The following is a 10,941-nucleotide window of genomic DNA, read 5'->3' as shown; positions in this document are numbered from 1 at the left end:
CGATCCACGGCAGCAGGCAGCAAGCAGCAAGGAGGCAGGGGTGCAGGAGGTGCCGCGCAAAGCGTGTCCGGCCGGGGCGGTGGCGGGCGACGGGAGGGCGTTGCTTTCCCGTATCAAGGGGCCGCGCGATCTGGACCGACTGAGCTCGGAGCAGCTGGAGCAGCTGGCGGGGGAGATCCGTACCTTCCTCGTCGATGAGGTGTCCAAGACCGGCGGACACCTCGGCCCGAACCTCGGCGTGGTCGAGCTGACCATCGCCCTGCACCGTGTCTTCGACTCCCCGAAGGACAAGGTCCTCTTCGACACCGGGCATCAGTCCTACGTCCACAAGCTGCTCACCGGCCGTCAGGACTTCTCCAAGCTCAAGGCGAAGGGCGGCCTTTCCGGCTACCCCTCCCGTGCCGAGTCCGAGCACGACGTCATCGAGAACAGCCACGCCTCCACGGTGCTGGGCTGGGCCGAGGGCATCGCGAAGGCCAACGAGGTACGCGGCTGCGACGACCGGGTCGCCGCGGTCATCGGTGACGGCGCGCTGACCGGCGGCATGGCCTGGGAGGCGCTGAACAACATCGCCGCCGCCAAGGACCGCCCGCTCGTCATCGTCGTCAACGACAACGAGCGCTCCTACGCCCCGACCATCGGCGGCCTCGCCAACCACCTGGCGACGCTGCGCACCACGGACGGCTACGAGCGTTTCCTGGCCCGCGGCAAGGACCTGCTGGAGCGCACGCCCGTCGTCGGCAAGCCGCTCTACGAGACCCTGCACGGCGCCAAGAAGGGCCTGAAGGACTTCATCGCCCCGCAGGGCATGTTCGAGGACCTGGGCCTCAAGTACGTCGGCCCGATCGACGGCCATGACATCGAGGCGCTGGAATCCGCCCTGACGCGCGCCAAGCGCTTCGGCGGCCCGGTCATCGTCCACTGCCTCACCGAGAAGGGCCGCGGCTACCAGCCCGCCCTCCAGGACGAGGCGGACCGCTTCCACGCCGTCGGCAAGATCCACCCGGACACCGGCCTGCCCATCTCCTCGGGCGGCAAGGACTGGACGTCCGTCTTCGGTGACGAGATGGTCGAACTCGGCAAGGAGCGCAAGGACATCGTCGCCATCACGGCGGCCATGCTCCAGCCCGTCGGCCTGGACAAGTTCGCCAAGGCCTTCCCCGACCGCGTCTTCGACGTGGGCATCGCCGAGCAGCACGGGGCGGTCTCCGCGGCCGGTATGGCCACCGGCGGTCTGCACCCGGTCTTCGCCGTCTACGCCACCTTCCTCAACCGCGCCTTCGACCAGGTGCTGATGGATGTCGCGCTGCACAAGTGCGGCGTCACCTTCGTGCTGGACCGGGCCGGTATCACCGGCACCGACGGCGCCTCGCACAACGGCATGTGGGACATGTCGATCCTTCAGGTCGTCCCCGGTCTGCGGATCGCCGCGCCGCGCGACGCCGACCAGGTCCGCGCCCAGCTGCGCGAGGCCGTCGAGGTCGATGACGCGCCCACCGTGGTGCGCTACTCCAAGGGCGCCGTCGGCCCCGCCGTGGAGGCCGTCGGACGGATCGGCGGCATGGACGTGCTGCGCGAGCCGGCCGAGGGCGTCACCCGGCCCGACGTCCTCCTGGTGTCCGTCGGCGCGCTCGCCCCGATGTGCCTGGAGATCGCCGACCTGCTGGACAAGCAGGGCATCTCCACCACTGTCGTCGACCCCCGCTGGGTCAAGCCGGTCGACGCGGCGCTGCCGGGGCTGGCCGCCAAGCACCGGGTCGTGGTCACCGTCGAGGACAACGTCCGTTCCGGCGGCGTCGGTTCGGCCGTCGCCCAGGCGCTGCGCGACGCGGGGGTGGACGTGCCGCTGCGCGACTTCGGCATCCCCGAGCAGTTCCTCGACCACGCCTCCCGCAAGGAGGTCATGGCGGAGATCGGGCTCACCGCACCGGACATCGCCCGCCAGGTCACCGGCCTGGTCTCGAAGATCGACGGGCTGCCGCAGCCCGCTCTCCGGTCGACCGGCGACACCTCCGCCGAAAGCACCGCGGACGCCTCCGAGGGCGCCTGCGCCAAGGGTGCGGCCGAGCCGGCCGAGGCCACCCGCGACTGATTCCGCCGACGGCAGATGGGCCGGGCCGGTCATCCGTATGGATGTTCCGCCCGGCCCATCGGCATACGTACGGCCGCACCCCATCGGGTGAATCCCCTCCATCCGGAGGCCCGCCGAAGCTGACTGTTTCCAGTCATTGCGGAGACTCGGTCAGTTCAGGAGAGTTGCGAGGGTCGTCCAGGCGGAGGTTCGCCCATGAGCACACAGCACGGCACACCACACGATTCACGCCGCAATCGCGGTCTGTTCCGGACGAAGACTGTAGAACAGTCGATCCGGGACACCGAGGAGCCGGAGCACACGCTCAAGAAATCATTGTCGGCGCTCGACCTGACCGTCTTCGGTGTCGGTGTCGTCATCGGCACCGGCATTTTCGTCCTCACCGGAAAGATCGCCAAGGAACAGGCCGGGCCGGCCGTCGCACTGTCCTTCGTCGTCGCGGGCGTGGTCTGCGCCCTGGCGGCGCTGTGTTACGCGGAGTTCGCCTCCACCGTGCCGGTCGCCGGATCGGCCTACACCTTCTCGTACGCCTCACTGGGGGAACTGCCCGCCTGGATCATCGGCTGGGACCTGATCCTGGAACTCGCCCTGGGCTGTGCGGTGGTCGCGGTCGGCTGGTCCGGCTATGTGCGCTCCCTGCTGGACTCCGCCGGGCTGCATCTGCCCGCCGGTCTGTCCGGCACCCATGAGGGGCAGTTCGGCTTCGATCTGCTGGCCTTCCTCCTCGTTCTGCTGCTGACCGCCATCCTGGTGTTCGGGATGAAGCTGTCCTCGCGGGTGACGGCCGTGGTCGTCGGGATCAAGGTCACCGTCGTCCTGCTGGTCATCATCGCCGGTGCCTTCTTCATCAACGGCGCCAACTACACCCCGTTCGTCCCGCCCAGCGAGCCCACCGAAGCCGGCGGCGGACTGGGTGCCCCGCTGTCCCAGCTGATGTTCGGCTTCACCCCGGCCAACTTCGGGACCATGGGCATCTTCGCCGCGGCGGCCGTGGTCTTCTTCGCCTTCATCGGCTTCGACATCGTGGCCACCGCCGCCGAGGAGACCCGCAATCCGCAGCGCGACGTGCCGCGCGGCATCCTCGGCTCACTGGCCATCTGCACCCTCCTCTACGTGGCCGTGTCGATCGTCGTGACCGGGATGCAGAAGTACAGCAAGCTCTCCACCGACGCCCCGCTCGCCGATGCCTTCAAGGACCTCGGACAGCCCTTCTTCGCGGGCGTGATCAGCTTCGGCGCCGCCGTCGGCCTGACCTCCGTCAGCATGATTCTGCTGCTCGGCCAGAGCCGGGTGTTCTTCGCGATGAGCCGGGACGGGCTGCTGCCGCGGGCCTTCTCCCGGTCCCACCCGCGATTCGGCACGCCCTACCGCTCGACCATCGCGCTGGGCGCCGTCGTCGCCGTCGTCGCCGGCTTCACCTCGATCGATGAACTCGCCGAACTGGTCAATATCGGCACCCTGTTCGCCTTCGTCGTCGTCGCCGTCGGCGTCATCCTGCTCCGCCGCTCCCGGCCCGACCTGCCCCGCTCCTTCCGCACCCCGCTGGTGCCGCTGGTGCCGGTGCTCTCGGTGGCCGCCTCGGTGTGGCTGATGCTCAATCTGCCCGCCGAGACCTGGGTCCGGTTCGCCATCTGGATGGTGGTCGGCTTCGTCATCTACTTCCTGTACGGGCGCTCCCACAGCCGCCTCGGCCTCCGCAACCGGCAGCCCGCCGAGGACTGACGGCCGAACCCTCCTGCGTCCCTCCGCTCGGTCCCGTATGCCGCGCCCGCCGTGGCATACGGGGCATGGCGACTTCACCTACGGGAGACGATCCCGGCCAGGTGTCGCAGCGAGTTGCGGAGATGATCGGCGCCGGACGGCGGTAGGCGCTTCCTAGCCCCCGCCGCGCCCTCGCCCCCACACCGCTCGCGGGCCCGTCACCCGGGCGCCCAGAGCCTGGACCCGGTCCCGTAGTTCGCGGTCCGCGGTGACCACCAGGCAGTCCCGGCCGGCGCCCTCGTCCGCCACCAGTTGCACGATCCGGTCGTCGCCGCTGCCGGCCGCCGGTACCACCCGGACGCCCTCGACGGACTCGACGGCGCGCGCCGCGCCCTCGACCACCAGGACCATCTCCAGGGGCGGCGGCACCAGCCCCGGCAGCCCCTCGGCCGCGTAGGCGGGCAGCGCGTCGCGCAGCCGCTCCGCTGCGCCGTGCCGGTCCCGCCACCAGCCGTCGGGCACCGATCCGACGACATTCGCGGCATCGACAATGACCAAGGAATCCATGGCGCCACCCTCCCATGCCGGGCCGCCACCGGACCCGGGCACACAAAAGCGCGGGCCGGCTCCGCCGAGCCGGCCCGCGCCTTCGCTGTCAGCTGTGCACCCTTAGGCGGGCACGCTCGCGATGCCCGGGGCCAGGAACTTCTTGCCCCGCACCCGCTCGGAGACGCCCGCACGGTCCAGGTACGGCGTGATGCCGCCCAGGTGGAAGGGCCAGCCGGCGCCGGTGATCAGGCACAGGTCGATGTCCTGCGCCTCGGCGACCACGCCCTCGTCCAGCATCAGGCCGATCTCCTGCGCGACGGCGTCCAGGACGCGGTCGCGGACCTGGTCCTCCGTCAGCACCGAGTCGCCCTGCTTGAGCAGCGCGGCGACCTCGGGGTCCAGCTCCGGCTTGCCGGAGTCGTAGACGTAGAAGCCGCGCTTACCGGCCTCGACGACGGCCTTGAGGTTCGGGGAGACCGTGAAGCGGTCCGGGAAGGCGCGGTTGAGCGTCTCGGAGACGTGCAGACCGATCGCCGGACCGACCAGCTCCAGCAGCACCAGCGGCGACATCGGCAGACCGAGCGGCTCGATGGCCTTCTCGGCGGCCTCGACCGGGGTGCCCTCGTCGATGACGTTCTGGATCTCGCCCATGAAGCGGGTCAGGATGCGGTTGACGACGAACGCCGGGGCGTCCTTCACCAGGACCGCGGTCTTCTTCAGCTTCTTGGCGACACCGAAGGCCGTGGCCAGCGAGGCGTCATCGGTCTTCTCACCGCGGACGATCTCCAGCAGCGGCAGGATCGCGACCGGGTTGAAGAAGTGGAAGCCGACGACCCGCTCGGGGTGCTTCAGCTTCGACGCCATCTCGGTGACCGACAGCGAGGAGGTGTTGGTGGCGAGGATCGCGTGCGCCGGGGCGACGGCCTCCACCTCCGCGAACACCGTCTGCTTGACGCCGATCTCCTCGAAGACCGCCTCGATGATGAAGTCGGCGTCGGAGAAGCCCTCGGCCTTGTCGAGGACACCGGAGACCAGGGCCTTGAGGCGGTTGGCCTTGTCCTGGTTGATCCGGCCCTTGCCGAGCAGCTTGTCGATCTCGGCGTGGACATAGCCCACACCCTTGTCGACGCGCTCCTGGTCGATGTCGGTCAGCACGACCGGCACCTCCAGGCGGCGCAGGAACAGCAGGGCCAGCTGCGAGGCCATCAGACCGGCGCCGACGACACCGACCTTGCTGACCGGGCGCGCCAGGTTCTTGTCCGGCGCACCGGCGGGACGCTTGGCGCGCTTCTGCACCAGGTTGAACGAGTAGATCCCGGCGCGGAGTTCACCGCCCATGATCAGGTCCGCCAGGGCCTGGTCCTCGGCGTCGAAACCGGCCTGGAGGTCGCCGTCCTTGGCGGCCGCGATGATGTCCAGCGCGCGGTAGGCGGCCGGGGCGGCGCCGTGCACCTTGCCGTCGGCGATGAACTTGCCCTTGGCGACGGCCTGGTCCCAGGCCTCACCGCGGTCGATCTCGGGGCGCTCGACGGTCACGTCGCCCTTGAGGACGTTCGCGGTCCAGATCAGCGACTGCTCCAGGAAGTCCGCGCCCTCGAAGATCGCGTCCGCGATGCCGAGGTCGAAGACCTGCTGGCCCTTGAGCTGCTTGTTCTGGTTGAGCGAGTTCTCGATGATGACCGAGACGGCCTTGTCCGCGCCGATGAGGTTCGGCAGCAGCGCACAGCCGCCCCAGCCCGGGACGAGACCGAGGAAGACCTCGGGCAGCGAGAAGGCCGGGAGGGCCTTGGAGACGGTGCGGTAGGAGCAGTGCAGACCGACCTCGACGCCACCGCCCATCGCGGCACCGTTGTAGTAGGCGAAGGTCGGTACGGCGAGGTTGGCGAGCCGCTTGAAGACCTCGTGGCCGCCCTTGCCGATGGCCAGCGCGTCCTCGTGCTTCTTCAGCAGCTCGACGCCCTTGAGGTCGGCGCCGACGGCGAAGATGAACGGCTTGCCGGTGAGGCCGACGCCGACGATGTCGCCGTCCGCGGCCTCCTTCTCGACCTGGTCGAGCGCGGCGTTGAGGTTCGCCAGCGAGCCCGGACCGAAGGTGGTCGGCTTGGTGTGGTCGAAGCCGTTGTCGAGCGTGATCAGCGCGAACTTGCCCGCGCCGTACGGCAGGTCGAGGTGGCGGACGTGCGCCGATGTGACGACCTCGTCGGGGAACAGCTCGGCCGCGCCCTTCAGGAGTTCGGCGGTGGTGGTGGTGCTCACTTGTCGCCTCCGGCGTCCTTGTGGTTCGGGTTCTCCCAGATGACCGTCGCGCCCATGCCGAAGCCGACGCACATGGTCGTCAGGCCGTAGCGGACCTCCGGCTGCTCCTCGAACTGCCGGGCCAGCTGCGTCATCAGCCGCACACCGGAGGAGGCCAGCGGGTGGCCGAAGGCGATGGCGCCGCCGTACTGGTTGACGCGCGCGTCGTCGTCGGCGATGCCGTAGTGGTCGAGGAAGGCGAGCACCTGCACGGCGAACGCCTCGTTGATCTCGAAGAGGTTGATGTCCTCGATGCCCAGGCCCGCCTTGGCGAGCGCCTTCTCGGTGGCCGGGATCGGGCCGTAGCCCATGACCTCGGGCTCGACACCGGCGAAGGCGTAGGAGACCAGGCGCATCTTGACCGGGAGGTTGTGCTCCCGGGCGAAGTCCTCGGAGGCGATGACCGAGGCGGTGGCGCCGTCGTTGAGACCGGCGGCGTTACCGGCGGTGACGCGGCCGTGCGTACGGAACGGCGTCTTCAGGCCGGCGAGGTTCTCCAGGGTCGTCCCCGGACGCATCGGCTCGTCGGCGGTGACCAGGCCCCAGCCCGTCTCGCCGACCTCCGCGTTGGTGTTGCGCACCGAGATCGGCACCAGATCCTGCTGGATCTTCCCGTTCGCGTACGCCTTCGCCGCCTTCTCCTGCGAGCGCACGGCGTACTCGTCGGCGCGCTGCTTGGTGATGTGCGGGTAGCGGTCGTGGAGGTTCTCCGCCGTCATGCCCATGAACAGGGCGGACTGGTCGACGAGCTTCTCGCTCACGAACCGCGGGTTCGGGTCGACGCCCTCACCCATGGGGTGGCGGCCCATGTGCTCGACACCGCCGGCGATGACGGCGTCGTACGCACCGAAGGCGATGGAGCCGGCGGTCGCCGTGACGGCGGTCAGCGCACCGGCGCACATGCGGTCGATGGAGTAGCCGGGCACGGACTGCGGGAGGCCCGCCAGGATGCCGGCCGTGCGGCCGATGGTCAGACCCTGGTCACCGATCTGGGTGGTCGCGGCGATGGCGACCTCGTCGATCTTCGCGGGGTCCAGTGCCGGGTTGCGGCGCAGCAGCTCCCGGATGGCCTTCACGACGAGATCGTCGGCGCGGGTCTCGTGGTAGATGCCCTTCGGGCCCGCCTTGCCGAACGGGGTGCGGACGCCGTCGACGAAGACGACGTCCCTAGCGGTACGAGGCACGTTGGCTCTCCTCCAGGTGCGGGATGGCACTGCTGCTGCGGGGCGCCCCGCGGGGCGCTTCCCACCGACATGCTACTTACGGGTAACCAAGCTGCACACCCCCACCGCCCGGAGCGTTGAAGGTCACACCCGGCGGACGCCCCGGCTGCCGCGCGGCCGCGCCGCAACCGGCGGAAACCAGTGATCGAAAAGGGCTGAATACCGTCGGGTCTTGGACCAATTCATCCCATCACACGCCTAAAGTGCCCATATGGATACGAATAGGAGTGGTGTCGTGGTCCGGCGCGGGCGCCCGGCGGGGCCGCGCACGATCGGACTGGTCTGTGCCGTCGCCGCCGCGGGCGCGCTGCTGTCGGGCTGCGGCAGCGACACGGCAAGCCCCCAGAAGAGCGCGGCCCCCTCGCGGGCGGTGCCCGCCACCGCCGCCTCGCCGAGCGGTTCGCTCAACGCGGACCAGGCCCAGCGCAAGGCCCTGGTTCCCAAGGCCAAGGTGGACTACGGGCAGGCGCTGAAGGCCGCGATCGCGGCCGTCCCGGCCTCGGAGGCGATCGCCGCGGAGCTCAAGGGGACGCCCGCCAGCCCCTATTGGGACACCGTGGTGGCGACGACCGACGGGGCGGCCTACGCCGTGCGGGTCGACGCCGTCTCCGGCAAGGCGGAGCAGCCGCGCCCCCAGTCGGACGACCCCGAGGACAAGCAGGAGCTGGCCGCCCGGCTGGACAAGGCCACCGTCACGGCCCAGCAGGCCGCGCAGACGGCCACCGAGAAGACGAAGGGCACCGTCACCACCATCGAGCTCGGCAATGCCGACCACGGCAACAACAACGACACCGTGGCCTGGACGGTGGGCGTGGTGACCACCGACGACTGGAACGAGACCACGTACGAGATCGACGCGACCAACCGCAAGGTCCTGTGGATGAACATCGATCAGGACTGAGCGACCGATTGCCGATGCCCCGGGCCGGAGTCTTTTCCGCCCGGGGCAGCCGCGTCAGCCGGCGTCCGTCAGCAGCGCCTCGGTCAGGATCGGCGCGACCTGTTCGATCTGCCAGGGACGGGCGCCGTGGCCGGACAGCACCTCGGCGACCGTTTCCCGGGTCGGCTCGGCCGGCGGCTCCCAGCACAGCCGGCGCACCGTGTCCGGAGTGATCAAATTCTCCTGCGGGAGATTCAGGTTCTCGGCGAGCGCGGTGACCGCCGCACGGGCGGCCGACAGCCGGGCCGCGGCGGCCGGGTCCTTGTCGGCCCAGGCGCGGGGCGGCGGCGGGCCGTTGAGCGGCTGGCCGGGCTGCGGCAGCTCGCTCTCGGGCAGCGCACGGGCGCGGTCCACGGCGGCCTGCCACTGCTCCAGCTGCCGGCGCCCCATCCGGTGCCCGAAGCCGGGCAGCCCCGCCAGCGCGTGACTGTTCGGCGGCAGGCTCAGCGCCGCCTCCACGATCGCGGCGTCCCCGAGCACCTTCCCGGGCGAGACATCGCGTCGCTGGGCGACCTGGTCCCGGGCCGTCCACAGCTCCCGTACGACCGCCATCTGGCGGCGCCGGCGGACCTTGTGCATGCCGGACGTACGGCGCCAGGGGTCCTTGCGGGGCGGCGGCGGGGGAGCGGCGGCGATCGCCGCGAACTCCTGCCGGGCCCACTCCAGCTTCCCCTGCTGCGTCAGCTCCTCCTCCAGCGCGTCCCGCAGATCCACCAGCAGCTCGACATCGAGCGCGGCATAGCGCAGCCAGGGCTCGGGCAGCGGGCGGGTGGACCAGTCGACGGCGGAGTGGCCCTTCTCCAGGGCGAAGCCGAGGACGTTCTCGACCATGGCGCCCAGGCCGACCCGGGCGAAGCCGGCCAGCCGTCCGGCCAGCTCGGTGTCGAACAGCCGGGTGGGGACCATCCCTATGTCACGCAGACACGGCAGGTCCTGGGTGGCGGCGTGCAGCACCCACTCGGCGTCGCCGATCGCCTCCCCCAGCGCCGACAGGTCGGGGCAGCCGACCGGGTCGACCAGCACACTGCCGGCGCCCTCGCGGCGCAGCTGTACGAGGTAGGCGCGCTGGCCGTAGCGGTAGCCCGAGGCCCGCTCGGCGTCGACGGCCACCGGGCCCGTGCCGGCCGCGAAGGCGGCCACGACCTCGGCGAGTGCCTCGTCCGTGGCGGTCACCGGGGGGATGCCCTCGCGGGGCTCCAGGAGAGGGACCGGCGCCGGTCGGGGGTCCGGAGGCGAGTCTCCGGTTGCTCGCAGTGTCGTGTCTGCTGCGGTCTTTTGGGCGTCGGTCACCAGTCAAGGGTATCTGTGTATGCACGTCGCCCGTCGAGGGAACGTTCCCTCGACGGGCGAGCCGGTCGTGTGGACGGTCAGTGAATGATGCCGGTGCGCAAGGCGACGGCCACCATTCCGGCCCGGTCGCCGGTGCCGAGCTTGCGGGCAATACGGGCGAGATGGCTCTTGACGGTCAGCGCCGACAGTCCCATCGAGACGCCGATGGCCTTGTTGGACTGGCCCTCCGCCACCAGCCGCAACACCTCGACCTCGCGCCCCGACAGCTCCCGGTAGCCGCCCGGGTGACCGGGGGCGCCCGGGGGACGGCGCTGCATACGGGCCGCGTTGGCGCCGATGGGCGAGGTGCCGGGGCGGCCGGGAAGGCCCAGGTTGGTGCGGGTGCCGGTGACGACATAGCCCTTGACGCCGCCGGCCAGGGCGTTGCGTACGGCACCGATGTCGTCGGCCGCGGACAGCGCGAGGCCGTTGGGCCACCCCGCCGCCCGGGTCTCGGACAGCAGCGTCAGGCCGGAGCCGTCGGGAAGGTGGACGTCGGCAACGCAGATGTCGCGCGGATTGCCGACGCGGGGACGGGCCTCCGCGATCGACGACGCCTCGATCACGTCGCGCACTCCGAGGGCCCACAGGTGGCGGGTGACGGTGGAGCGCACGCGAGGGTCGGCCACGACGACCATGGCCGTCGGCTTGTTCGGGCGGTAGGCGACCAGGCTCGAAGGTTGCTCGAGAAGAACAGACACCGGGCCTCCTGGGGGGAGTGGCGGGGGACGGACGCCGACTTGGGGGAGCCGGAATGATCCGTGTTTGAAGGGTCACTGACCTCTTCGGCAGCAATCCGGCGGGACTTTAGA

The 10,941-nt window shown here is 70.5% G+C and carries 8 protein-coding genes; 3 read left to right on the top strand and 5 right to left on the bottom strand.

Annotation, left to right across the window (positions count from 1 at the left end; genetic code table 11):
* Positions 1-40: 40 nt before the first annotated feature.
* Both dxs and TU31_RS28270 read left to right on the top strand, forming a co-directional pair.
* Complete coding sequence (gene dxs, locus TU31_RS28275; RefSeq protein ID WP_181018678.1) at positions 41-2,092, top strand: 1-deoxy-D-xylulose-5-phosphate synthase; 2,052 nt, start codon at positions 41-43, stop codon at positions 2,090-2,092.
* A 195-nt stretch (positions 2,093-2,287) separates the two neighbouring features.
* A complete protein-coding gene (locus tag TU31_RS28270; RefSeq protein WP_042159597.1) occupies positions 2,288-3,814 on the top strand; it encodes an amino acid permease in 1,527 nt (508 codons plus the stop codon).
* A 153-nt stretch (positions 3,815-3,967) separates the two neighbouring features.
* Here TU31_RS28270 and TU31_RS28265 read toward each other — a convergent pair whose 3' ends face one another.
* From TU31_RS28265 to TU31_RS28255, 3 genes are all read right to left on the bottom strand, one after another.
* Complete coding sequence (locus TU31_RS28265) at positions 3,968-4,360, bottom strand: NYN domain-containing protein (RefSeq protein ID WP_042159594.1); 393 nt, start codon at positions 4,358-4,360, stop codon at positions 3,968-3,970.
* A 102-nt stretch (positions 4,361-4,462) separates the two neighbouring features.
* Positions 4,463-6,598, bottom strand: a complete 2,136-nt coding sequence (locus tag TU31_RS28260; protein ID WP_042159593.1) for a 3-hydroxyacyl-CoA dehydrogenase NAD-binding domain-containing protein — start codon at positions 6,596-6,598, stop codon at positions 4,463-4,465.
* A complete protein-coding gene (locus TU31_RS28255; protein ID WP_042159591.1) occupies positions 6,595-7,821 on the bottom strand; it encodes a thiolase family protein in 1,227 nt (408 codons plus the stop codon). Before TU31_RS28255 ends, TU31_RS28260 begins: the two co-directional genes overlap by 4 nt.
* Positions 7,822-8,071: 250 nt before the next feature.
* Here TU31_RS28255 and TU31_RS28250 point away from each other — a divergent pair, with 250 nt between their 5' ends.
* A complete protein-coding gene (locus TU31_RS28250; RefSeq protein ID WP_245698815.1) occupies positions 8,072-8,761 on the top strand; it encodes a PepSY domain-containing protein in 690 nt (229 codons plus the stop codon).
* A 54-nt stretch (positions 8,762-8,815) separates the two neighbouring features.
* Here TU31_RS28250 and TU31_RS28245 read toward each other — a convergent pair whose 3' ends face one another.
* Together TU31_RS28245 and TU31_RS28240 are read right to left on the bottom strand one after the other, a co-directional pair.
* A complete protein-coding gene (locus TU31_RS28245; protein WP_078886025.1) occupies positions 8,816-10,090 on the bottom strand; it encodes a ribonuclease D in 1,275 nt (424 codons plus the stop codon).
* 77 nt (positions 10,091-10,167) lie between these two features.
* Positions 10,168-10,830 (bottom strand): response regulator transcription factor, encoded by a 663-nt coding sequence (locus tag TU31_RS28240; protein ID WP_018536954.1) that lies wholly within the window; start codon positions 10,828-10,830, stop codon positions 10,168-10,170.
* Between the last annotated feature and the right edge of the window lie 111 nt (positions 10,831-10,941).

The organism is Streptomyces lydicamycinicus (assembly GCF_000829715.2).
In the GTDB taxonomy this organism is placed as follows: Bacteria; Actinomycetota; Actinomycetes; order Streptomycetales; family Streptomycetaceae; genus Streptomyces; species Streptomyces lydicamycinicus.
This window is presented reverse-complemented; position numbering and strand designations above follow the sequence as displayed.